The sequence below is a fragment of the Bacillus sp. 0102A genome (genome assembly GCF_036765155.1).
GTDB classification, from domain to species: domain Bacteria; phylum Bacillota; class Bacilli; order Bacillales; family Bacillaceae; genus Bacillus; species Bacillus subtilis_G.
In genome coordinates this window covers 321,592-343,922 of sequence record NZ_JBAIZW010000002.1, presented here as the reverse complement: position 1 = coordinate 343,922, position 22,331 = coordinate 321,592, and the positions used below count along the sequence as shown (strand labels likewise).

Annotated in this window: 26 protein-coding genes; 25 read left to right on the top strand and 1 reads right to left on the bottom strand. The window is 42.9% G+C overall.

Annotation, left to right across the window (positions count from 1 at the left end; all coding sequences use genetic code 11):
• The first annotated feature begins 8 nt into the window (after window positions 1–8).
• A complete protein-coding gene (gene ftsY / locus V6D41_RS06150) occupies window positions 9–998 on the top strand; it encodes a signal recognition particle-docking protein FtsY (RefSeq protein ID WP_087992079.1) in 990 nt (329 codons plus the stop codon).
• A gap of 33 nt (window positions 999–1,031) precedes the next feature.
• Here ftsY and V6D41_RS06145 read toward each other — a convergent pair whose 3' ends face one another.
• Complete coding sequence (locus V6D41_RS06145) at window positions 1,032–1,517, bottom strand: Ig-like domain-containing protein (protein WP_148961842.1); 486 nt, start codon at window positions 1,515–1,517, stop codon at window positions 1,032–1,034.
• 178 nt (window positions 1,518–1,695) lie between these two features.
• On the opposite strand from V6D41_RS06145, the gene V6D41_RS06140 reads away from it, so the two are divergent.
• The 24 genes from V6D41_RS06140 (at window position 1,696) to fliE (ending at window position 22,319) form a co-directional block, all read left to right on the top strand.
• On the top strand, window positions 1,696–2,028 hold the full coding sequence (locus V6D41_RS06140; RefSeq protein ID WP_003238590.1) for a putative DNA-binding protein: 333 nt from the start codon (window positions 1,696–1,698) through the stop codon (window positions 2,026–2,028).
• A 13-nt stretch (window positions 2,029–2,041) separates the two neighbouring features.
• Window positions 2,042–3,382: a signal recognition particle protein gene (gene ffh, locus V6D41_RS06135; RefSeq protein WP_087992076.1), complete on the top strand. Its 1,341-nt coding sequence runs from the start codon at window positions 2,042–2,044 to the stop codon at window positions 3,380–3,382.
• Window positions 3,383–3,487: 105 nt separating this feature from the next.
• Window positions 3,488–3,760 (top strand): 30S ribosomal protein S16, encoded by a 273-nt coding sequence (gene rpsP, locus V6D41_RS06130; RefSeq protein WP_010788590.1) that lies wholly within the window; start codon window positions 3,488–3,490, stop codon window positions 3,758–3,760.
• On the top strand, window positions 3,760–4,005 hold the full coding sequence (locus tag V6D41_RS06125; protein WP_087992075.1) for a KH domain-containing protein: 246 nt from the start codon (window positions 3,760–3,762) through the stop codon (window positions 4,003–4,005). Before rpsP ends, V6D41_RS06125 begins: the two co-directional genes overlap by 1 nt.
• A 119-nt stretch (window positions 4,006–4,124) precedes the next feature.
• Window positions 4,125–4,511 carry a YlqD family protein gene (locus V6D41_RS06120; protein WP_202327684.1) on the top strand — a complete coding sequence of 129 codons (387 nt, stop codon included), beginning with the start codon at window positions 4,125–4,127 and terminating at the stop codon, window positions 4,509–4,511.
• 4 nt (window positions 4,512–4,515) lie between these two features.
• Window positions 4,516–5,040 carry a ribosome maturation factor RimM gene (gene rimM, locus V6D41_RS06115; protein WP_087992073.1) on the top strand — a complete coding sequence of 175 codons (525 nt, stop codon included), beginning with the start codon at window positions 4,516–4,518 and terminating at the stop codon, window positions 5,038–5,040.
• Window positions 5,037–5,768 (top strand): tRNA (guanosine(37)-N1)-methyltransferase TrmD, encoded by a 732-nt coding sequence (trmD, locus tag V6D41_RS06110; protein WP_333517607.1) that lies wholly within the window; start codon window positions 5,037–5,039, stop codon window positions 5,766–5,768. Before rimM ends, trmD begins: the two co-directional genes overlap by 4 nt.
• A 139-nt stretch (window positions 5,769–5,907) precedes the next feature.
• Window positions 5,908–6,255 (top strand): 50S ribosomal protein L19, encoded by a 348-nt coding sequence (rplS, locus tag V6D41_RS06105; protein WP_003220825.1) that lies wholly within the window; start codon window positions 5,908–5,910, stop codon window positions 6,253–6,255.
• Window positions 6,256–6,399: 144 nt separating this feature from the next.
• The gene (gene ylqF / locus V6D41_RS06100; protein WP_148961838.1) at window positions 6,400–7,248 is read left to right on the top strand and encodes a ribosome biogenesis GTPase YlqF; all 849 of its coding nucleotides are present in this window, start codon (window positions 6,400–6,402) and stop codon (window positions 7,246–7,248) included.
• Between the two features lie 70 nt (window positions 7,249–7,318).
• Window positions 7,319–8,086: a ribonuclease HII gene (gene rnhB, locus V6D41_RS06095; protein WP_333517606.1), complete on the top strand. Its 768-nt coding sequence runs from the start codon at window positions 7,319–7,321 to the stop codon at window positions 8,084–8,086.
• Window positions 8,087–8,115: 29 nt separating this feature from the next.
• The gene (locus V6D41_RS06090; protein WP_333517605.1) at window positions 8,116–9,846 is read left to right on the top strand and encodes a hypothetical protein; all 1,731 of its coding nucleotides are present in this window, start codon (window positions 8,116–8,118) and stop codon (window positions 9,844–9,846) included.
• Window positions 9,843–10,124: a FlhB-like flagellar biosynthesis protein gene (locus tag V6D41_RS06085; protein ID WP_333517604.1), complete on the top strand. Its 282-nt coding sequence runs from the start codon at window positions 9,843–9,845 to the stop codon at window positions 10,122–10,124. Before V6D41_RS06090 ends, V6D41_RS06085 begins: the two co-directional genes overlap by 4 nt.
• 173 nt (window positions 10,125–10,297) lie before the next feature.
• The gene (sucC, locus tag V6D41_RS06080) at window positions 10,298–11,455 is read left to right on the top strand and encodes an ADP-forming succinate--CoA ligase subunit beta (protein WP_333517603.1); all 1,158 of its coding nucleotides are present in this window, start codon (window positions 10,298–10,300) and stop codon (window positions 11,453–11,455) included.
• A gap of 28 nt (window positions 11,456–11,483) precedes the next feature.
• Entirely contained in the window at window positions 11,484–12,386 is a 903-nt protein-coding gene (gene sucD / locus V6D41_RS06075; RefSeq protein ID WP_333517602.1) for a succinate--CoA ligase subunit alpha, read from the top strand.
• 61 nt (window positions 12,387–12,447) lie between these two features.
• The gene (gene dprA, locus V6D41_RS06070) at window positions 12,448–13,341 is read left to right on the top strand and encodes a DNA-processing protein DprA (RefSeq protein WP_333517601.1); all 894 of its coding nucleotides are present in this window, start codon (window positions 12,448–12,450) and stop codon (window positions 13,339–13,341) included.
• A 186-nt stretch (window positions 13,342–13,527) separates the two neighbouring features.
• Complete coding sequence (gene topA, locus V6D41_RS06065) at window positions 13,528–15,603, top strand: type I DNA topoisomerase (protein ID WP_333517600.1); 2,076 nt, start codon at window positions 13,528–13,530, stop codon at window positions 15,601–15,603.
• A 75-nt stretch (window positions 15,604–15,678) separates the two neighbouring features.
• Window positions 15,679–16,986, top strand: a complete 1,308-nt coding sequence (gene trmFO / locus V6D41_RS06060; RefSeq protein ID WP_087992064.1) for an FADH(2)-oxidizing methylenetetrahydrofolate--tRNA-(uracil(54)-C(5))-methyltransferase TrmFO — start codon at window positions 15,679–15,681, stop codon at window positions 16,984–16,986.
• A 66-nt stretch (window positions 16,987–17,052) separates the two neighbouring features.
• Entirely contained in the window at window positions 17,053–17,967 is a 915-nt protein-coding gene (gene xerC, locus V6D41_RS06055) for a tyrosine recombinase XerC (RefSeq protein WP_087992063.1), read from the top strand.
• A 12-nt stretch (window positions 17,968–17,979) separates the two neighbouring features.
• Complete coding sequence (gene clpQ, locus V6D41_RS06050; RefSeq protein ID WP_010331108.1) at window positions 17,980–18,525, top strand: ATP-dependent protease subunit ClpQ; 546 nt, start codon at window positions 17,980–17,982, stop codon at window positions 18,523–18,525.
• 16 nt (window positions 18,526–18,541) lie between these two features.
• A complete protein-coding gene (gene hslU / locus V6D41_RS06045) occupies window positions 18,542–19,945 on the top strand; it encodes an HslU--HslV peptidase ATPase subunit (RefSeq protein ID WP_442893047.1) in 1,404 nt (467 codons plus the stop codon).
• Between the two features lie 39 nt (window positions 19,946–19,984).
• Window positions 19,985–20,764 (top strand): GTP-sensing pleiotropic transcriptional regulator CodY, encoded by a 780-nt coding sequence (gene codY / locus V6D41_RS06040; RefSeq protein ID WP_003238551.1) that lies wholly within the window; start codon window positions 19,985–19,987, stop codon window positions 20,762–20,764.
• Window positions 20,765–21,145: 381 nt separating this feature from the next.
• Window positions 21,146–21,535, top strand: coding sequence for a flagellar basal body rod protein FlgB (gene flgB / locus V6D41_RS06035; RefSeq protein ID WP_333517599.1), 390 nt, complete (start codon window positions 21,146–21,148; stop codon window positions 21,533–21,535).
• Window positions 21,535–21,987: a flagellar basal body rod protein FlgC gene (gene flgC, locus V6D41_RS06030; RefSeq protein WP_333517598.1), complete on the top strand. Its 453-nt coding sequence runs from the start codon at window positions 21,535–21,537 to the stop codon at window positions 21,985–21,987. Before flgB ends, flgC begins: the two co-directional genes overlap by 1 nt.
• An 11-nt stretch (window positions 21,988–21,998) precedes the next feature.
• The gene (gene fliE / locus V6D41_RS06025) at window positions 21,999–22,319 is read left to right on the top strand and encodes a flagellar hook-basal body complex protein FliE (RefSeq protein WP_148961830.1); all 321 of its coding nucleotides are present in this window, start codon (window positions 21,999–22,001) and stop codon (window positions 22,317–22,319) included.
• Window positions 22,320–22,331: the final 12 nt, after the last annotated feature.

Genomic DNA, 22,331 nt, shown 5'->3' with positions numbered 1-22,331 from the left:
GGTAAAAGATGAGCTTTTTTAAAAAATTAAAAGAGAAAATCACAAAACAGACAGATTCCGTATCTGAAAAGTTTAAGGATGGCCTTGAAAAAACAAGAAACTCCTTTCAAACCAAAGTGAATGATCTTGTATCCCGTTACCGTAAAGTGGATGAGGATTTCTTTGAAGAACTTGAAGAGGTTCTTATCAGCGCGGATGTCGGCTTTACAACCGTTATGGAATTAATAGATGAGCTGAAAACAGAAGTGAAACGCAGAAATATTCAAGATCCGATGGAAGTCCAGTCTGTTATTTCTGAGAAACTGGTCGAGATTTATAACAGCGGAGATGAGCAAATTTCTGAATTGAACATTCAGGATGGGCGTTTAAATGTAATCCTTCTGGTAGGTGTAAACGGAGTCGGCAAAACGACAACAATCGGAAAGCTTGCCCATAAATTGAAGCAAGAAGGGAAATCTGTCGTACTTGCTGCTGGAGACACATTTAGAGCGGGCGCCATTGAACAGCTGGAAGTATGGGGAGAGCGTACGGGAGTGCCTGTCATTAAGCAGACGGCCGGAAGCGATCCTGCGGCTGTTATCTATGATGCTGTCCATGCTGCGAAAGCAAGAAACGCTGATATATTAATCTGTGATACAGCAGGGCGTCTCCAAAACAAAGTAAACCTGATGAAAGAGCTTGAAAAAGTGAAGCGCGTCATCGAAAGAGAAGTGCCTGAAGCGCCGCATGAGGTGCTGCTTGCTCTTGATGCCACAACCGGCCAAAACGCGATGGCGCAGGCGAAAGAGTTTTCTAAAGCAACAAACGTTACAGGCATTGCTTTAACGAAGCTTGACGGTACGGCAAAAGGCGGTATTGTCCTTGCGATCCGCAACGAGCTTCACATCCCGGTTAAACTAGTCGGGTTAGGTGAAAAAGTTGATGATCTCCAGGAATTTAACGCTGAATCGTATGTATACGGCCTGTTTTCAGATTTAGTTGAAAAAGCCGAGGATTAAGAAAAAGGCCCCTAAAAAGGCCTTTTTCTATTATTATCTTCTCACTTGATAGGCGAAATGATAAAGGCTGTTATCAGTGGATACCAGTCTCGAATCTCCTGAATAAGCTCTAAAAGGGATGATGTCATAGTAATGAACGGAAACAGATGTGTAATACGTATAGTACCCAGCAGCTGGTCCCAAATACATTGGAACCTCAAACGTTCCGTTTTCATCGGTTGTTCCTGAAGCTGTTTTTGTTGTATTTCCGACTTTCGTATCTGCTTCAAATCTTACTGGAGCGTTTGGCACCGGCTGTCCGTTTTGGTCGAGCAATTTGCCGCTTATGGTGATATTGTACTTCACTCGCCAAAATTGACCTTGACCGTAATTGATTTTACCGTAAACCCCTCCATCCGTGCTGATATTTGTGATTGTAGCCTTATAAGGCGCCTCAGCAGCGTCTGCTTGCTGTGCCGGGACAATGATTGTAAACACAGCTGCCAAGCACAGCATAAACAATAAACCGATTTTTTTCATGAAAAATCCTCCTTTTAAATAGGGTTCATATACAATATCGGAATAAATTGGGTGATATTTAGTGTATTTTGGAAAAAATAATCATTGCTATGACAAGATAAAAACTTGACAGTCTCCGTAAAACCATGTAAACTAAGTTATCGTAAAGGGATTTGACTTAACAAAGGGGAGAGCTCAAATGTCACTCGAAAAGACAACGAGAATGAATTATCTGTTTGATTTTTATCAGTCGTTGTTGACGTCAAAACAGAAGAGCTATATGTCGCTTTATTATTTGGACGATTTCTCCCTAGGCGAAATAGCCGAAGAATATGAGGTTTCAAGACAAGCTGTTTATGATAACATCAAACGAACAGAAGCGATGCTTGAACAATATGAAGAAAAGCTGCTCCTTTTGAAAAAGTTTCAGGAGCGTAAAGAGATGTTTAATAAGCTGAAGGAGCTTGCTTCCGGTTCAAAAGAAGAGGAAGAAATTACAGCTCTGATTGAAGCGCTTGAGAAATTAGATTAGGAGGCGGCAAACTATGGCATTTGAAGGATTAGCCGACCGACTGCAGCAGACGATTTCCAAAATCCGCGGAAAAGGGAAAGTCAGTGAACAAGATGTAAAAGATATGATGCGTGAGGTTCGTCTTGCGCTGCTTGAGGCTGACGTTAACTTTAAAGTAGTCAAGGATTTTGTCAAGAAAGTAAGTGAACGCGCTGTAGGCCAAGACGTCATGAAAAGTCTGACGCCCGGCCAGCAGGTCATTAAAGTTGTTAAAGAGGAACTGACTGAGCTGATGGGCGGCGAAGAGAGCAAAATCGCCACCGCGAAAAGGCCGCCGACTGTTATTATGATGGTCGGTCTCCAGGGTGCCGGTAAAACGACAACAAGCGGTAAGCTTGCGAATCTGCTGCGCAAAAAGCATAATCGCAAACCGATGCTGGTTGCTGCCGATATTTACCGCCCAGCCGCCATTAAGCAGCTGGAAACGCTTGGCAAACAGCTTGACATGCCTGTTTTCTCACTTGGTGATCAGGTCAGTCCTGTAGAAATAGCTAAACAGGCTATTGAAAAAGCCAAGGAAGAACATTATGACTATGTCATTTTGGATACGGCCGGCCGCTTGCATATTGACCATGAATTGATGGATGAACTGACCAGCGTGAAGGAAATCGCGAATCCGGAAGAAATCTTCCTGGTTGTCGATTCAATGACCGGTCAGGACGCTGTGAATGTAGCCCAAAGCTTTAATGAACAGCTCGGTTTAACCGGTGTTGTGCTGACTAAGCTTGATGGAGACACACGCGGAGGTGCTGCGCTTTCTATTCGCGCGGTCACAAACACGCCGATTAAGTTCGCTGGTTTAGGCGAAAAGCTTGATGCGCTAGAATCGTTCCATCCTGAACGCATGGCATCAAGGATTCTCGGCATGGGCGACGTGCTGACATTGATTGAAAAAGCACAGGCCAGCGTCGATGAAGATAAAGCCAAAGAGCTGGAACAAAAAATGAGAACAATGAGCTTCACATTGGACGATTTTCTGGAGCAGCTCGGGCAGGTCAGAAACATGGGGCCGCTTGATGAACTTCTGCAAATGATGCCGGGTGCAGGTAAAATGAAAGGCCTGAAAAACATCCAAGTTGATGAAAAACAGCTGAATCATGTGGAAGCAATCATTAAATCCATGACTGTTCGTGAAAAAGAACAGCCGGATATCATCAATGCCAGCCGGCGGAAGCGGATTGCGAAAGGAAGCGGGACATCCGTGCAGGAAGTCAACCGTCTGCTTAAGCAGTTTGACGAAATGAAAAAAATGATGAAGCAGATGACAAACATGTCAAAAGGCAAGAAAAAAGGGTTTAAGCTACCTTTTATGTAATCGGTTATACATGATAAAACCGTTGTTAAGAAAAAACACTTTACAAACACTTTTATCATTGTTAATATACTATCTTGTTGAAATATTTTCGGAGGTGCTAGTAAAATGGCAGTAAAAATTCGTTTAAAACGTATGGGATCAAAAAGATCTCCTTTCTATCGTATTGTTGTAGCAGATTCTCGTTCACCACGTGACGGCCGTTTCATCGAAACAGTCGGAACTTACAACCCGGTTGTAAAACCAGCAGAAGTGAAAATTGATGAAGAGCTTGCTCTTAAATGGCTTCAAACTGGAGCTAAACCTTCTGACACAGTTCGTAACTTGTTCTCTAACCAAGGAATCATGGAAAAATTCCACAACGCTAAACAAGGCAAGTAATGACTGATCAACACTTGGAAGATTTGATTGTCAAAATTGTGACGCCGCTTGTTGATCATCCAGATGACATTCGCATCACAAGAGAAGAAACCGATCAAAAGATTGCGCTGCGCTTATCTGTCCATAAGTCAGATACCGGTAAAGTTATCGGAAAGCAAGGCCGGACTGCAAAAGCGATTCGAACAGCTGTATTTGCAGCTGGCGCACAGTCTTCTAAGAAAGTTCAATTTGAGATATTTGACTAAAAGGGAGAGGGCCGGCACCTCCCCTTTTTTTACACGCAAAAAAGGGTAAACTGATAGAAGCTTAGGTGAAATTGAAAACCTGAGCGACAAAAAGTTTTAAAAGCGGGGAGCTTGGTGCGATGCAAATTATTCACCGTGTAGCCGTTATGCAAGTCTTAACCGAGCGCAGCAAGGAAAAGCTTTTAGCTTCTTTTGCCGAAAAGAAACAAATGCTTGAACGAGAATGCAGCCAGCTCTATTTTCAGCTTAGAAAACATGAGAAAGAACAGCAAAATCCAGATATGATTGAACAATTTAAAAAGGCAATAGAAAAGCGAAAAGATAACATAAAAATAATCGATTTTCAAATTGCTCAAGTACATACATTGCCGCTTGGCAGTGAGATGAAAGAAAAGGAAGTCGATGCGCTGCTGACAATTGAAGCCGGGGATAACTGGCATGAGAAAACAGCGGCAAACACCATCGTCATAAAAGACGGACAAGTAATTGAAATTCGCCAGAGGTGATGATATGACAAAGCGATGGTTTAACGTAGGTAAGATCGTAAATACCCACGGAATTAAAGGCGAAGTGCGGGTGATTTCGAAAACAGATTTTGCCGAAGAACGGTACAAGCCGGGCAACACGCTGTATCTGTTTATAGACGGACGTAACGAGCCCGTGGAAGTAACGGTGAACACGCACAGACTGCATAAACAATTTCATTTGCTGCAGTTTAAAGAAAGACAAAGCATGAATGAAGTGGAAGAACTGAAAAACGCGATCATTAAAGTTCCTGAAGAAGATTTAGGAGAGCTGAATGCGGGAGAATTTTATTTCCACGAAATCATTGGGTGTGAAGTATTTACCGAAGACGGCCAACTAATCGGAAAGGTTAAAGAAATTTTGACGCCTGGAGCTAATGACGTATGGGTCATCGGGAGAAAAGGGAAAAAAGACGCGCTGATTCCTTACATTGAATCAGTGGTCAAACATATCGATGTCAGCGAAAAGAAAATTGAGGTTGAACTCATGGAAGGATTAATAGACGAATGAAAATCGACTTTTTGACGCTGTTTCCCGAAATGTTTGAAGGCGTGCTCGGTTCATCGATTCTTCAAAAAGCGCAGGATAAAGAAGCGGTGCAGTTTCAAGTCGTAAATTTCCGGGAGTATTCTGATAACAAGCATAATACTGTTGATGATTATCCTTATGGCGGCGGGGCAGGCATGGTTCTCAAGCCTCAGCCTGTTTTTGACGCGGTCGAGGGCCTGACATCAAAGGCAGCCGCTGCTCCGCGTATTATTCTCGTCTGCCCGCAAGGTGAACGCTTTACCCAAAAAAAAGCCGAACAATTAGCGAAGGAAGAGCATTTGCTGTTCATTTGCGGCCACTATGAAGGCTACGATGAACGCATTCGCGAGCATCTGGTGACGGATGAAATATCCATTGGCGATTTTGTTCTGACCGGCGGTGAGCTCCCTGCAATGATGATTGCAGACAGTGTGGTTAGACTGCTTCCGGGTGTGCTGGGCAAAGAGGCTTCCCATATTGAGGATTCATTCAGCACCGGCCTCTTAGAGCACCCGCATTATACAAGACCGGCGGATTACAAAGGTTTAAAAGTGCCTGAAACGCTTCTATCAGGAAACCATGCGAAAATCAACGAATGGCGGAATAAAGAATCGATCAGAAGAACCTATGTAAGACGCCCGGATCTTCTGAAAGACTATCCGCTTACAGAGCAGCAAAGAAAATGGATTTCTGAATGGGAAAAAGAATAGATTTTATTGCATAGGCTATGAAATTGTGATAAGATACTACTTGTGGCTTAAGCGGGCTTATCCGCTGCAAGCTTGAAAACGATGTTCCGCTGTGCCGGGTTTTGTGGCCAAGAGCATCTGTTGGAAGGAGTTGAAAACGATGCAAAAACTAATTGAAGATATCACAAAAGAACAACTTCGTACTGATCTTCCTGCGTTCCGTCCTGGTGACACTTTACGTGTACACGTTAAAGTTGTTGAGGGTAACCGTGAGCGTATTCAGATCTTTGAAGGTGTTGTGATCAAGCGTCGTGGTGGTGGAATCAGCGAAACGTTCACAGTTCGTAAGATTTCTTACGGTGTTGGCGTTGAACGTACTTTCCCTGTACACACACCAAAAATCGCGAAAATCGAAGTTGTACGTTACGGTAAAGTACGCCGTGCTAAGCTTTACTACCTGCGTGAACTTCGCGGAAAAGCGGCTCGTATTAAAGAGATCAGACGATAATGATAACGAACGAAAAGAGCTTGTTACCTGTAACAAGCTCTTTTTTTATACACAATTTGAAAATGCCGGACAGGCATCGTAAAATACATAAAGGACAACAAAGAATCTTGCATACTGAAGAGATAAAGGCGGTGTTCGTGTCACATGACAATTCAATGGTTCCCGGGCCATATGGCAAAGGCAAGAAGGGAAGTAACCGAAAAATTAAAATTAATCGATATTGTATATGAATTGGTAGATGCCAGAATTCCTATGTCATCAAGAAACCCAATGATTGAGGACATTCTAAAAAATAAGCCGAGAATTATGCTGTTAAACAAGGCTGACAAAGCAGATGCGGCAGTTACGCAGCAATGGAAACAACACTTTGAGAATCAGGGGATTCGATCTCTGTCCATTAATTCGGTAAACGGACAAGGCTTAAATCAAATTGTGCCGGCATCAAAAGAGATCCTCCAAGAAAAATTTGACCGGATGAGGGCGAAAGGCGTGAAGCCTAGAGCAATTCGCGCTTTGATTATCGGTATTCCAAACGTCGGAAAATCAACACTTATCAACCGGCTAGCAAAGAAAAACATAGCAAAAACGGGAGACAGACCTGGTATTACGACATCTCAGCAGTGGGTCAAAGTCGGGAAAGAATTAGAGCTCTTAGATACACCGGGGATTTTATGGCCTAAATTTGAAGACGAGCTTGTCGGCTTGAGGCTGGCAATCACCGGGGCTATTAAAGATACAATTCTCAATCTGCAGGACGTGGCCGTGTTTGGTCTTCGTTTTCTCGAAGAACATTATCCTGAACGGCTTAAAGAGCGTTACAGCCTTGATGAGATCCCAGAGGACATTGCAGAGCTGTTTGATGCAATAGGTGAAAAGCGCGGCTGTCTCATGAGCGGAGGGCTTATTAACTACGATAAAACGACTGAAGTCATCATTCGCGATATCCGCACTGAAAAGTTCGGCAGGCTGTCATTTGAACAGCCCGCTAAGTAAAGGCGCGCAGAAATGCGGGTCTTTATTTTTTCCTGACCGATCCGATACATACAGTAAGGGAGAAGAGAAAGTGAATACATTAACCGTAAAGGACATTAAAGACCGTTTGCAGGAAGTGAAGGATGAACAAGACCCATTTCTTGCCCAATGCGTAAACGATCCGAGAAAGAGCGTTCAAACGCTTGTAGAGCAATGGCTTAAAAAGCAGGCGAAAGAAAAAGCGCTGAAAGAACAATGGCTGAATATGACTTCCTATGAAAGGCTGGCAAGAAACAAAGGATTTCGCTTGATCGCAGGTGTTGACGAGGTCGGCCGGGGGCCATTGGCGGGACCTGTTGTCGCCAGCGCAGTCATCCTTCCGAAGGAATGTGAAATACTTGGGCTGACAGACTCCAAAAAGCTTTCAGAAAAAAAGCGTGATGAATATTACGAACTTATTATGAAAGAAGCACTGGCGGTCGGAATAGGAATTGTAGAAGCCTCTGTGATTGATGAAATCAATATATATGAGGCTTCAAAGATGGCAATGGTGAAAGCGATACAGGATTTGTCAGATACACCTGATTATTTGCTTGTTGACGCAATGACACTGCCGCTCGACACGGCTCAGTCGTCAATTATAAAAGGTGATGCCAAAAGCGTGTCTATTGCGGCAGGTGCGTGTATCGCGAAAGTAACAAGAGACCGGATGATGAGCGTCTATGCCGAAACCTACCCCATGTATGGCTTTGAAAAAAATAAAGGCTATGGGACAAAAGAGCATCTTGAAGCTCTCGCTGCATACGGCCCAACTGAATTGCACCGCAAAACTTTCGCTCCTGTTCAATCTATCAGATAAATCAATGGACAAGGAGGCACCTCTTGTAAATGAATATACGAAATGATGTGCAAAAAGCGCTGCAGCACCTTTTTAAAAATACAGCAATCCCGCAGGAATCAGCAAATGTCAGCGAAGCGCAAAACGGGGAGAAGCGTCTTCTTTTAGGAAAAGTGCTTCGTTTATTAGGAGATCAGCATGCGCTGATCCAAGTCGGCAATCAAACTGTCCAGGGAAAACTTGAAACCCAGCTTCGTCCTCAGGCGTACTATTGGTTTTCCTACGAAAAAAACACGGCAGAACAAACAGGCCGCCTTCAGGTCGTTCAAAGCTTTAACCAAAATCCCAAAACCATTCAGGAAGCAGCGGGAAAGCTCCTGAATGCCATATCAGTAAAGCCGTCAAACGCTGCTCTAATGATGACAGGAGCAATGCTCAAGAGCAAAACACCCGTAACAGAAAATGATATCAAAACAGCTGTCCGCTGGATGGATGCGCTGCCTGCGTCAGACACAAAAAAAGCGATTGAAACGGTTCTGTTCGCTTTAAAGCGTGAATTACCCATTCACCCCGAGGTTTTGAGCGGTGTTCATGCTGTGAAATCGCCTGTTCCGCTGCATCAGCACGTATCTCAGCTGCTTCAGGCTATTAACCAAAACCCTCAGCAGAGCCAAATGATGACAAAGCTCAAAGAAGCAATTACAACACTTTTTAATAGCGAAATCGATGTTCATGCAGAACGTCTGATCGATAAGCTTGTCTCTATAACGGACAATACCAAAGCGCCTTCTTCAGGTAATCCAGCCGGAAATAGAGAGCTTAGCGCACCATCCGGCTCTCCCGAAAAGGCCGGTTTGCCGCCTGTAAACCACACAGCGGAACAGAGAGGCGTACAAGGAGAGCCAGCTAAAACCGCAGCAGACATTCCAATCAAAGAAGCCCGGCAGTTACTGACAAAGCTGACGGAATCTGCTGAAAAAAACAGTCTTCAAATTGTGAAAGAAGCAGCAAATTGGATGAAAGCGGCTGCTTCATCGGGTGATAGTAAGTCACCTGCCGCTTCAGCTGTTTTACAGGCTGCACAAGTCACAGATCAGGAAGCCGAAGTCTTTTTAAAGGCTGTTCAGCATACAGCGCCTAGTTTGGCTGATAAGGCAGATGTTCTTTCTTTCTTAACCAAAGTGAAGATGGCAATCGGCGCAAGGGACGAGCTTGCATTCATTAAAGCGTTTGAACAAGGAAGCGCGGTCACCCCTGATGAAATACAATCCATGAAGTTGGCTCTTCAGGCCGCAAGAGGGTCGCATGAGGTAGCCGAACCTGTCAAACGGGAAGCCGATCAGCTTTTTCACAAATTAAACGGCCAGCTTTTCATGCAGCAGGACCATCCGTCATACAGCCAAATAGTGATGTCATTTCCGCTGTTCTCGAAGTCAGGGGTTCAGGACATGACCGTTCTGTTTAAAGGAAAGAAAGAAGCGGATGGAAAGCTGGATCCCTCCCATTGCCGCCTTTTGTTTTTGCTGCAGTTGGATACGTTAAAAGAAACAGTCGTTGATTGTTTGATACAGCAAAAAGTCATGACCATTACAATTGAGACTGAATTCGATCTTCAGGCAGCGATCGATCCGATGGTGCCTGTGCTAAAACAAGGCCTTATGGAAATGGGATACAGCCTTTCAGGGGTAAACGCTAAAAAAAGGATTCACACCGAAGAGAAGACTGCAATTGATCAATATATAACAAGCATCAGTGATCAGGAAGTGGATGTGAAAATATGAAAGAGCAGATGCCGGTCAGAAAAGCTATGGCTCTCCATTATGACGAACGAAACGACAAGGCGCCGAAAGTGGTTGCGACAGGTAAGGGCCATATAGCCGACAATATTATCAAAGAAGCGAAAAATGCAGGGGTTCCGATTCAAGAAGATCGGACCCTTGTCGAATTAATGCGCCATTTGACTGTAGATGATCAAATCCCGGAAGCTCTTTATGAAACGGTGGCCGAGATTTTTTCGTTCGTTTATAGGTTGGACGAAAGCATGAAAAACAAAAAATAGCGAGAATATTCCCCATCCTCTGTTTGAAATTTATGTTTTTAATAAAATAAAAGTTTGAATGTTTAGAAGGATTTAAAGATTTTGCATCGAACTCTAGACAATTCTTCCAGTATTATTATAGAATGAAAGCGCAGTCTATTTTAGTTTTGTTACATAAGTTAGGAGGATGGGAAATGAATATCCATGAGTACCAGGGAAAAGAAGTCCTCAGAAATTATGGGGTATCTGTTCCTGAAGGTAAAGTGGCTTTTACAGCAGAAGAAGCAGTTGAGAAAGCAAAGAACTTATCCAGCTCGGTTTATGTCGTAAAGGCTCAAATTCATGCTGGCGGTCGAGGCAAAGCTGGTGGGGTAAAAATAGCAAAATCATTAGACGAAGTTAAAGCGTATGCCGAAGAGCTCTTAGGGAAGACCCTAGTTACACATCAGACGGGTCCGGACGGCCAAGTAATAAAACGCTTACTTATTGAAGAAGGCTGCGATATTAAAAAAGAATACTACGTGGGTCTTGTGCTTGACCGCGCTACTTCCAGAATCGTTCTGATGGCTTCTGAAGAAGGCGGAACAGAAATTGAAGAAGTTGCGGAAAAAACACCGGAAAAAATCAAAAAAGCTGTAATCGATCCGGCTGTCGGCCTCCAAGGCTATCAAGCCAGAGAAATTGCATTCGCTATTAATATTCCAAAAGAACTTGTGGGAAAAGCTGCTAAATTTATGCTTGGACTATATAAAGCGTTTGTTGAGAAAGACTGCTCTATCGCTGAAATCAACCCGCTCGTTGTCACCGGCGACGGAAGTGTGATGGCGCTTGATGCGAAATTGAATTTCGACAGCAACGCGTTGTATAGACAAAAAGATATTATGGAATACAGAGACTTGGATGAAGAAGATCCGAAAGAAATCGAAGCGTCCAAATATGATTTAAGCTACATTTCCCTTGATGGAAATATCGGCTGTATGGTAAACGGCGCGGGACTTGCAATGTCCACAATGGATATTATCAAGCATTACGGAGGAGAACCGGCCAACTTCCTTGATGTGGGCGGCGGTGCAACCGCAGAAAAAGTCACGGAAGCATTCAAAATCATTCTTTCTGATCAAAACGTTAAAGGGATTTTTGTCAACATTTTCGGCGGCATTATGAAATGTGATGTCATCGCAGAAGGGGTTGTTGAAGCGACTAAACAAGTCGGTTTGACATTGCCGCTTGTCGTCCGTCTAGAAGGCACAAACGTGGATCTAGGGAAGAAAATCCTTAGTGAATCAGGGTTAAATATTACATCTGCGGAATCAATGGCTGACGGCGCGCAGAAAATCGTATCCTTAGTTTAAGAAAGAATGAAAGGCAGGGGACCAGATAATGAGTGTTTTTATTAATAAAGATACAAGAGTTATTGTGCAAGGGATTACAGGTTCTACCGCTTTATTTCATACGAAACAGATGCTCGAATACGGCACAAATATCGTAGGCGGTGTAACACCTGGAAAAGGCGGAACTGAAGCGGAAGGGGTTCCTGTATTTAATACAGTGGCTGACGCAGTTCAAACGACCGGCGCTAACGCATCTGTTATATATGTGCCGGCACCGTTTGCAGCTGATGCGATTATGGAAGCGGTAGATGCGGAGCTTGATCTCGTGATCTGCATCACTGAACATATTCCGGTTTTGGATATGGTAAGGGTAAAACGCTTTATGGAAGGCAAGAAAACGAGACTGATAGGGCCGAACTGTCCTGGTGTCATCACGCCTGAAGAATGCAAAATCGGCATTATGCCTGGATATATCCATAAAAAGGGTCATGTAGGCGTTGTATCGCGCTCAGGAACATTAACATACGAAGCGGTGCACCAGCTGTCAGAAGCCGGTGTAGGACAATCTACAGCTGTTGGAATCGGCGGCGACCCTGTAAATGGAACAAACTTTATTGACGTTTTAAAAGCGTTTAACGAAGATCCTGACACACATGCTGTCATTATGATTGGCGAAATCGGCGGTACTGCCGAAGAGGAAGCGGCAGAGTGGGTAAAAGCCAACATGACAAAACCGGTAGTCGGTTTTATCGGCGGTAAAACAGCACCTCCAGGGAAGCGCATGGGACATGCCGGCGCCATTATTTCCGGCGGAAAAGGTACAGCTGATGAAAAAATCAAAACCCTTAATGCATGCGGAATCGAAGTTGCAGACACACCTTCTGTAATGGGCGAAACGTTAATTAAGGTGCTGAAAGAGAAGAACTTGTTCGAAACTTGCAAAACGCATTAATAAAGAAGGAACAGCCGTCAAGGCTGTTCTATCTTTTTTCTGTCAAAAGGAGGTCAATATATTGGATCAGGCCGCTGCCTGTTTAATGATTTGCAGAATCAATCAATTATTATCCCCATCCCTTCTATTAAAATGGTGGAAAGCCGATCCATCTATGTCGCTGACATCACCCGTGTTAGAAACTGTTACTCGCGGTAAAAGAGAGGCAGCTGCATTAAAAAACAAAATAGAAAAACATTATCCAAAGCTTCAGCGTGTACTTGCTGCTTACCATGAGCAAGGCATTATCCCCATCCCGATTTCTTCTGAGCAATATCCTTTCTGGCTGAAAACCATTTATGATCCCCCCGCCGTCCTGTTTGCAAAGGGTGATATGGCTCTTCTTTCCGAAGGGAGGAAAATTGGAATTGTAGGTACAAGAAATCCAACAGCTTATGGGATACATGTTGTCAATCACCTTACTAAAGAGCTTTGCCGCAAAGAGTGGGTGATTGTCAGCGGACTTGCGTCTGGGATAGACGGAATGTCCCACGCGGCAAGTATTAAGGCGAAGGGGCGGACAATCGGCGTCATTGCAGGGGGATTTCATCACATTTATCCCCGGGAAAACCTTCAGTTAGCAAATCACATGGCAAAACACCATATCCTTCTGTCAGAGCATCCACCTGAAACTAAACCCCAAAAATGGCATTTCCCTATGAGAAACCGCATCATCAGCGGATTAAGTGAAGGCATTATTGTTGTGCAGGGCAAAGAAAAAAGCGGTTCGCTGATTACTGCATATCAAGCACTGGAACAAGGGAGAGAAGTTTTTGCCGTACCCGGTTCATTATTTGATCCTTACGCCGGAGGTCCTATAAAACTGATTCAGCAGGGGGCTAAAGCCATATGGTCAGCAGAGGATGTTTTCGAGGAGCTTCCTGAAAGAAACGTTCAATATACGGAACCCTTTTGAATTATCGTTTGACAAACGGCATTGTAATATTTAATAATAGTGAGGATTTAAAGTTGCATATTGTTTTCTATTTAAATAATGACGTTCATCATAAAGAATGAAATGTTGAAAGCCAAATAAAGACAGCAGCAAAAATAAAATTGAAATACTTGAAAAGAGAGAGAACACCTCTTGAGGGGGATGAAAATGTCTGATTATCTAGTCATCGTGGAATCGCCTGCTAAGGCGAAAACGATTGAACGTTACTTAGGTAAAAAATATAAAGTAAAAGCATCAATGGGACATGTCCGGGATCTTCCAAAAAGTCAAATGGGAGTTGACATAGAACAGAATTTCGAACCAAAATATATTACCATTCGAGGTAAAGGGCCGGTATTAAAAGAGTTGAAAACGGCTGCGAAAAAAGCTAAAAAAGTGTATCTCGCAGCCGACCCCGACAGAGAAGGGGAAGCGATTGCATGGCACTTGGCACACAGCCTTGATTTAGATCTCAATTCAGACTGCCGTGTGGTGTTTAACGAAATTACAAAAGACGCCATTAAGGAATCGTTTAAACATCCCCGCATGATCAATATGGATTTAGTGGATGCACAGCAGGCGAGACGTATTTTAGACAGGCTTGTCGGATACAAAATCAGTCCTATCCTATGGAAAAAAGTCAAGAAAGGGCTTAGCGCAGGCCGCGTTCAATCCGTTGCCCTCCGTTTGATTACTGACCGTGAAAAAGAAATTAACGACTTTAAGCCGGAGGAATATTGGACCATTGACGGTACGTTCTTAAAAGGACAGGAAACGTTCGAAGGGAGCTTTTTCGGAAAAAGCGGCAAAAAACTTCCTTTAAATAGTGAAGCCGACGTAAAAGACATTCTTTCTCAGCTTAAAGGCAATAAATATACAGTTGAAAAAGTAACGAAAAAGGAACGTAAACGTAATCCGGCCTTGCCTTTTACCACTTCCACCCTGCAGCAGGAAGCGGCTCGCAAACTCAATTTCAGAGCGAAGAAAACGATGATGATTGCACAGCAATTATATGAAGGAATCGATCTTGGAAGAGAAGGAACTGTCGGTCTGATCACGTATATGAGAACGGATTCAACCCGTATTTCAAATACGGCGGTTGATGAAGCTGCTGCATTTATTGATCAGGCATACGGAAAAGAGTTCTTAGGCGGCAAACGAAAGCCTGCGAAAAAGAATGAAAGTGCCCAGGATGCCCACGAAGCCATCCGTCCGACATCAGTTCTCAGAAAACCTAGTGAATTAAAAGCAGTACTCGGCAGAGATCAGATGAGATTGTATAAATTAATTTGGGAGCGCTTTGTTGCCAGCCAAATGGCACCTGCAATTCTCGATACAATGAGTGTCGATCTGACAAACAATGGTTTGACATTTCGTGCAAATGGAAGTAAAGTCAAGTTTTCCGGGTTTATGAAGGTGTATGTTGAAGGAAAAGACGACCAAATGGAAGAAAAAAACCGGATGCTGCCTGACTTACAAGAAGGCGACACGGTATTATCAAAAGATATAGAACCGGAGCAGCATTTTACCCAGCCGCCTCCGCGATATACCGAGGCACGACTCGTTAAAACTCTTGAAGAACTCGGTATCGGCCGTCCTTCCACATATGCTCCGACGCTTGATACCATTCAGCGGCGCGGCTACGTGTCTTTGGATAATAAACGTTTTGTTCCGACTGAACTGGGGCAGATCGTTCTTGACTTGATTATGGAATTTTTCCCTGAAATCATTAACGTTGAGTTTACAGCGAAAATGGAAAAAGACCTTGATCATGTTGAAGAAGGCGATACCGAATGGGTTAAGATTATTGATAACTTCTACGCGGATTTTGAAAAACGTGTGAAAAAAGCTGAAGCGGAAATGAAAGAAGTTGAAATCGAGCCTGAATATGCAGGGGAAGATTGTGAATTGTGCAATTCTCCAATGGTATATAAAATGGGCCGGTACGGTAAATTCTTAGCTTGCTCCAACTTTCCGGATTGCCGGAACACAAAGCCGATTGTGAAACAAATCGGCGTGAAGTGCCCGAGCTGCGGTGAAGGAAATATTGTTGAACGAAAATCGAAAAAGAAACGGGTTTTTTACGGCTGTGACCGTTATCCGGACTGTGAATTCGTTTCCTGGGACAAACCAATTGAACGAAAATGCCCGAAATGCGGAAAAATGCTTGTCGAGAAAAAACTCAAAAAAGGCATACAAGTCCAATGCGTGGAATGCGATTATAAGGAAGAACCACAGAAGTAGCGGTGAGCAGGGTCTTGCTCACCTTCTTTGTGTGTTAAAAGAAGGCCTTGAATAATAAACTAGGAGATGTGAAAGATGAACCAACAAACAGTGAATGTAATCGGAGCCGGACTCGCAGGAAGTGAAGCGGCATGGCAGCTTGCCAAACGGGGAATTCAAGTCAAATTATATGAAATGCGTCCTGTTAAACAAACCCCTGCGCACCATACAGATAAATTTGCCGAGCTTGTGTGCAGCAACTCTTTGCGCTCCAACACACTTGCTAATGCGGTCGGTGTATTAAAGGAAGAAATGCGGGCACTAGATTCAGCCATCATCGCGGCCGCTGACGAATGTTCGGTGCCTGCCGGCGGTGCTCTCGCGGTAGACCGTCATGAATTTGCCGCAAGCGTGACAAATCGGGTAAAAAACCATCCAAACGTAACCGTAATGAATGAAGAAGTGACGGAAATTCCAGAAGGTCCTACCGTTATTGCCACGGGACCGTTAACGTCTGAATCGCTGTCTGCCCAGCTAAAGGAGCTGACTGGAGAAGACTATTTATATTTTTATGACGCAGCGGCGCCAATTGTAGAAAAAGACAGCCTTGATATGGATAAAGTGTACTTGAAATCCCGTTATGATAAAGGTGAAGCGGCGTATTTGAACTGCCCGATGACAGAAGAAGAGTTTGATCGTTTTCATGAAGCATTAACATCAGCAGAAACAGTCCCTTTAAAAGAATTTGAAAAAGAGATTTTCTTTGAAGGCTGCATGCCGATTGAAGTCATGGCAAAACGGGGAAAGAAAACAATGCTTTTCGGACCGATGAAGCCGGTTGGATTAGAGCATCCTGAGACAGGAAAACGTCCTTATGCTGTCGTCCAGCTCAGACAGGATGATGCTGCGGGAACACTCTATAATATTGTAGGATTCCAGACTCATTTAAAATGGGGAGACCAAAAAGAAGTTCTCAAATTGATTCCGGGGTTAGAAAATGTAGAAATCGTCAGATACGGCGTGATGCACAGAAACACATTCATTAACTCTCCAAGCCTGTTAAAGCCGACTTATCAATTTAAAAACCGCAGTGATTTGTTCTTTGCAGGCCAAATGACGGGAGTAGAAGGATACGTGGAATCAGCTGCATCAGGACTCATAGCAGGCATTAATGCGGCTAAACTTGTACTAGGAGAAGAGCTTGTCACTTTCCCTCAGGAAACAGCGATAGGCAGTATGGCTCACTATATTACAACAACAAACCAGAAGAACTTCCAGCCGATGAATGCAAACTTTGGGCTTTTAAAAGAATTGCCTGTTAAAATTAAAAATAAAAAAGAGCGGAATGAACAATACGCGAACCGTGCGATTGAGACAATTCAAACAATTTTGAAAACAATATAGGTATTGATTGCAACCTGAACGCGATTTGTGATACCATTTAAAAGCCCTTTCTGGGGAGGTTTAGGTATGGATAATGTTAAGAATTTCGTAAAGTTATTCGTAGAATATTTACAAATTGAAAAAAATTATTCACAATATACTATTGTGAATTATGTGGATTCAATTGAAGAATTCGAGACTTTCCTGCGCGTTCAAGGTATAAATGGATTTGAAGAAGCTGCATATCAGGATACTAGGATTTTTTTGACGGAAGCCTATGAAAAAGGTTTATCGAGAAGAACGATAAGCAAAAAGATATCTGCATTAAGAAGCTTTTATAAGTTTCTGATGCGGGAAAAGCTTGTTGAAGAAAATCCGTTTCAGCTTGTTCATCTGCCGAAACAAGAAAAACGGATACCGAAGTTTCTATATCAAAAAGAGCTTGAGGAGCTGTTTGAAGTTTCAGATATAAGCCAGCCGGCCGGAATGAGGGATCAAGCGCTGTTAGAGCTTCTCTATGCCACCGGAATGAGGGTCAGTGAATGCTGTTCCATAACTGTTAACGATGTTGATTTATTTATGGACACTGTGCTTGTTCACGGCAAAGGCAAGAAGCAGCGCTATATCCCCTTTGGGTCTTACGCCCGCGAAGCGTTGAAGGTATATATGAATAGCGGAAGACAGTGCTTGCTGATGAAAGCAAAAGAACCTCATGATCTATTATTCGTGAATCAAAGAGGCGGACCGCTTACAGCCCGAGGCATCAGACATATTTTAAGCGGGCTTGTTCAAAAAGCGTCCGGCACTTTACATATCCATCCGCATATGCTTCGACATACGTTCGCCACTCATCTGTTAAACGAAGGAGCAGATTTGAGAAGTGTTCAAGAACTGCTCGGACATTCCAATCTGTCTTCGACACAGATATATACGCACGTTTCGAAGGAAATGTTGAGAAACACATATATGTCTCACCATCCAAGAGCTTTTAAGAAAAATTAAAGGAGGCCCTTTATGTCATCTTTTCATGCGACCACAATATTTGCCGTGCAGCATAAGGGACGAAGTGCTATGTCCGGAGACGGCCAAGTGACATTTGGTCAGGCTGTTGTCATGAAACACACTGCACGAAAAGTGAGAAAACTGTTTAACGGTAAGGTTCTTGCTGGGTTTGCGGGATCTGTTGCAGACGCTTTCACTTTATTCGAAAAGTTTGAAGCTAAGCTTGAAGAGTACAACGGCAACTTAAAACGAGCCGCTGTTGAGCTTGCTAAAGAATGGCGCAGCGATAAAGTGCTTAGAAAGCTTGAAGCCATGTTAATCGTTATGAATCAGGATACTTTGCTTCTCGTATCGGGAACAGGCGAGGTAATCGAACCAGATGACGGCATTCTCGCGATTGGATCAGGAGGCAATTACGCTTTGGCGGCCGGAAGAGCTTTGAAAAAACATGCCGGTGAAAACATGTCTGCAAGTGAGATTGCTAGAGCCGCGTTAGAAACAGCGGGCGAAATTTGTGTTTACACGAACGATCAAATCATACTGGAAGAACTTGAATAGAAAGGACTTGAGGCGCATGGAAAAAAAACCATTAACACCAAGACAGATTGTAGATCGGTTAGACCAATATATTGTCGGTCAGCAAAACGCGAAAAAAGCTGTCGCCGTGGCATTAAGAAACCGCTATAGAAGAAGTCTTCTAGATGAAAAACTGAAGGATGAGGTCGTTCCGAAAAACATTTTAATGATGGGGCCTACCGGCGTTGGGAAAACTGAAATTGCCAGACGAATCGCCAAGCTCTCAGGTGCGCCATTTATCAAAATTGAAGCAACAAAATTTACTGAAGTCGGCTACGTAGGCAGAGATGTTGAATCAATGGTCAGAGACCTTGTGGAGACTTCTGTTCGGCTTATAAAAGAAGAGAAAATCAATGAAGTAAAAGAGCAGGCTGAAGAAAATGCAAATAAACGCATTGTTCATCTGTTAGTTCCTGGGAAGAAAAAACAATCAGGCGTTAAAAATCCTTTTGAAATGTTGTTTGGCGGCAGCCAGCCGAGTGGCGAAGATGAGGCGGAGAGCCAGGAAGAAGCAAACATTGAAGAAAAAAGAAAACGCATGGAGCATCAGCTGGCTTTAGGAGAGCTCGAAGACCACTATGTAACCGTAGAAGTCGAAGAGCAGCAGCCTTCTATGTTCGACATGCTGCAGGGCTCTGGTATGGAGCAGATGGGCATGAATATGCAGGACGCACTGAGTGGATTAATGCCAAAGAAAAAGAAACGGCGTAAAATGACAGTCAGAGAAGCCAGAAAAGTTCTGACGAATGAAGAAGCAAGTAAACTCATCGATATGGATGAAGTCGGCCAGGAAGCTGTTCAGAGAGCAGAAGAGAACGGAATTATCTTTATCGACGAGATTGATAAAATTGCAAAAAACGGCGGCGCGTCATCTTCTGCCGATGTATCAAGAGAAGGCGTTCAGCGGGATATCCTCCCAATCGTTGAGGGTTCAACCGTTGTCACTAAATATGGTTCGGTAAAAACAGACCATGTGTTATTTATTGCGGCAGGAGCGTTTCATATGGCCAAACCATCTGATTTGATTCCTGAACTGCAGGGGCGTTTCCCGATTCGTGTAGAACTGAGCAAACTCACGGTAGACGACTTCGTGAGAATTTTGGTTGAGCCGGATAATGCGTTGCTGAAACAATATCAGGCATTATTGCAGACGGAAGGTATATCTCTTGAATTTTCTGACGAAGCTATTCGTAAGATTGCAGAAGTGGCTTATCATGTGAACCAGGACACAGATAATATCGGTGCGAGACGCCTTCATACAATACTTGAACGTCTATTAGAAGATCTATCGTTTGAAGCTCCTGATGTCACAATGGAGAAAATAACGATTACACCACAGTATGTCGAAGAAAAGCTAGGAACGATAGCCAAAAATAAAGATGTAAGTCAATTTATATTGTGAAAAATTTAATATGAGGAATATTTAGGAGGATTATTTATCATGGCTTTATTACAAAAAACAAGAATTATTAACTCCATGCTGCAAGCTGCAGCAGGGAAACCGGTGAACTTCAAGGAAATGGCGGAGACGCTGCGGGACGTAATTGATTCCAATATTTTCGTTGTAAGCCGCAGAGGCAAACTCCTTGGATATTCTATTAACCAGCAAATTGAAAATGACCGCATGAAAAAAATGCTTGAGGATCGTCAATTCCCTGAAGAATATACGAAAAATCTGTTTAACGTTCCTGAAACATCTTCTAACTTGGATATTAACAGTGAATATACTGCTTTTCCTGTTGAGAACAGAGACCTGTTCCAAGCTGGTTTGACAACAATTGTACCAATCATCGGAGGCGGAGAAAGATTAGGGACACTCATTCTTTCACGTTTACAGGATCAATTTCATGACGATGATTTAATTCTCGCTGAATACGGTGCTACAGTTGTCGGAATGGAAATCTTGCGAGAAAAAGCAGAAGAAATCGAAGAGGAAGCAAGAAGTAAAGCTGTCGTACAAATGGCTATCAGCTCGCTTTCTTACAGTGAGCTTGAAGCAATTGAACACATTTTTGAAGAGCTTGACGGAAACGAAGGTCTTCTCGTTGCAAGTAAAATCGCAGACCGCGTCGGCATTACCCGATCTGTTATTGTGAACGCACTCAGAAAGCTGGAAAGCGCTGGTGTCATCGAGTCAAGATCATTAGGAATGAAAGGTACTTATATCAAAGTGCTTAACAACAAATTCCTAATTGAATTAGAAAATCTCAAATCTCATTAATCACTGAAAGAACCCCTTTTTAAGGGGGTTCTTTTTTATGCTCAAATAAAGGAAATTGGTAAGCTTTATTTCCTGGGTTGAAAGTCTTTCTTTGTAATATTTTTAATAAATCTTACATTTTTCATTAAAAAGACTCAAAAATAACGAAAAAATGTCGAAAAAACAGAAATTCCGCTATTTTCAGGCTTATATCAAGGTGAAAAACATAGTTCAAATAATCTAGGACTATATACCTAGTTGTAAAATAGATAATTGTGAGGACATTTTTTTACACGAACTTCATAGACTTTATGCCTGTTATTTCTTACAATAAGCATATAGTTTTACAATTCTCGACAAGGATATTGAGGGTGAAAAAAACTGAAATGGAGGTAAGTGGATTTGAGCTTATTTTCTGGAACGATACAAAATCTTGAAAATGCCTTGGGCAGAGCGAATATTAAGCAAAAAGTCATAACTAATAATATCGCCAATATAGATACACCGAACTATAAGGCGAAAAAAGTCTCTTTCCAAAATTTATTAAATCAAGAATCCTCGCGTCTCGAAGCGACAAAAACAGACTATCGTCATGTTGATTTTTCTGATACTGATTCGAATTATTCAATTGTAACAAGTGCGAATACATCGTATCAGCAAAACGGAAACAATGTTGACGTCGACAAAGAGATGACAGAATTGGCGCAAAATCAAATCAACTATCAAGCTTTAGTTGAAAGAATGAACGGTAAATTTAATTCGCTGAAAGCCGTATTAACAGGAGGGAAATAATGACAGCTTTTCATAGCTTAAATGTTTCAGCATCAGCTTTAACAGCTCAGCGTGTCAGAATGGACGTTGTATCGTCTAACTTGGCTAATATGGATACGACTAGAGCTAAGCAGGTGGACGGAGAGTGGGTGCCTTACAGAAGAAAAATGGTTTCTCTTCAGTCAAAAGGTGAATCGTTCTCTTCAATTCTCAATTCTAAAATGAGCGGAAGCGGCAATGCCGGAAACGGTGTAAAGGTTTCTAAAATCGCGGAAGATGATTCAGATTTTAATCTTGCCTATGATCCGGCAAACCCAGATGCAAACGCTGAAGGATATGTACAAAAGCCTAATGTTGACCCGTTGAAAGAAATGGTTGACCTTGTCAGCAGCACAAGATCATACGAGGCGAATGTCACAGCAATGAATGCCACAAAGGGAATCCTGATGAAGGCGTTAGAAATCGGAAGGTAAGGTGAACGAATGTGATTAATGCAATTTCTCCTTTTCAGGTTCAAAATACTCAAAACACTCAAAATGCAACAAATCAAGTAAACAATAGCCAAAAAACAGATTCTTCAAATCAAACAAGCTTTTCGGAGCTTTTAAAAAACTCTATTAGTTCGTTAAATGAGTCCCAAGTAGCTTCTGACAACATGACTAATGCCTTGGCTGCAGGAAAAGATGTAAATCTTGATGAGGTCATGATCGCCGCTCAAAAAGGAAGCGTCTCTCTAACTGCTGCAACAGAGTTCCGCAATAAAGCTGTGGAAGCCTATCAGGAGATTATGAGAATGCAAATGTAGAGGGTCTTACGA

Bases quoted from the DNA above. Each gene is read 5' to 3' on its own strand.
- flgC (WP_333517598.1), top strand. From the start codon at position 21,535: ATGACAGCTTTTCATAGCTTAAATGTTTCAGCATCAGCTTTAACAGCT.
- sucC (WP_333517603.1), top strand. From the start codon at position 10,298: ATGAATATCCATGAGTACCAGGGAAAAGAAGTCCTCAGAAATTATGGG.
- ffh (WP_087992076.1), top strand. From the start codon at position 2,042: ATGGCATTTGAAGGATTAGCCGACCGACTGCAGCAGACGATTTCCAAA.
- trmD (WP_333517607.1), top strand. From the start codon at position 5,037: ATGAAAATCGACTTTTTGACGCTGTTTCCCGAAATGTTTGAAGGCGTG.
- hslU (WP_442893047.1), top strand. From the start codon at position 18,542: ATGGAAAAAAAACCATTAACACCAAGACAGATTGTAGATCGGTTAGAC.
- codY (WP_003238551.1), top strand. From the start codon at position 19,985: ATGGCTTTATTACAAAAAACAAGAATTATTAACTCCATGCTGCAAGCT.
- xerC (WP_087992063.1), top strand. From the start codon at position 17,053: ATGGATAATGTTAAGAATTTCGTAAAGTTATTCGTAGAATATTTACAA.
- clpQ (WP_010331108.1), top strand. From the start codon at position 17,980: ATGTCATCTTTTCATGCGACCACAATATTTGCCGTGCAGCATAAGGGA.
- ylqF (WP_148961838.1), top strand. From the start codon at position 6,400: ATGACAATTCAATGGTTCCCGGGCCATATGGCAAAGGCAAGAAGGGAA.
- sucD (WP_333517602.1), top strand. From the start codon at position 11,484: ATGAGTGTTTTTATTAATAAAGATACAAGAGTTATTGTGCAAGGGATT.
- V6D41_RS06125 (WP_087992075.1), top strand. From the start codon at position 3,760: ATGACTGATCAACACTTGGAAGATTTGATTGTCAAAATTGTGACGCCG.
- V6D41_RS06145 (WP_148961842.1), bottom strand. From the start codon at position 1,517: ATGAAAAAAATCGGTTTATTGTTTATGCTGTGCTTGGCAGCTGTGTTT.
- topA (WP_333517600.1), top strand. From the start codon at position 13,528: ATGTCTGATTATCTAGTCATCGTGGAATCGCCTGCTAAGGCGAAAACG.
- V6D41_RS06090 (WP_333517605.1), top strand. From the start codon at position 8,116: ATGAATATACGAAATGATGTGCAAAAAGCGCTGCAGCACCTTTTTAAA.
- ftsY (WP_087992079.1), top strand. From the start codon at position 9: ATGAGCTTTTTTAAAAAATTAAAAGAGAAAATCACAAAACAGACAGAT.
- V6D41_RS06085 (WP_333517604.1), top strand. From the start codon at position 9,843: ATGAAAGAGCAGATGCCGGTCAGAAAAGCTATGGCTCTCCATTATGAC.
- trmFO (WP_087992064.1), top strand. From the start codon at position 15,679: ATGAACCAACAAACAGTGAATGTAATCGGAGCCGGACTCGCAGGAAGT.
- V6D41_RS06140 (WP_003238590.1), top strand. From the start codon at position 1,696: ATGTCACTCGAAAAGACAACGAGAATGAATTATCTGTTTGATTTTTAT.
- rimM (WP_087992073.1), top strand. From the start codon at position 4,516: ATGACAAAGCGATGGTTTAACGTAGGTAAGATCGTAAATACCCACGGA.
- rplS (WP_003220825.1), top strand. From the start codon at position 5,908: ATGCAAAAACTAATTGAAGATATCACAAAAGAACAACTTCGTACTGAT.
- rpsP (WP_010788590.1), top strand. From the start codon at position 3,488: ATGGCAGTAAAAATTCGTTTAAAACGTATGGGATCAAAAAGATCTCCT.
- V6D41_RS06120 (WP_202327684.1), top strand. From the start codon at position 4,125: ATGCAAATTATTCACCGTGTAGCCGTTATGCAAGTCTTAACCGAGCGC.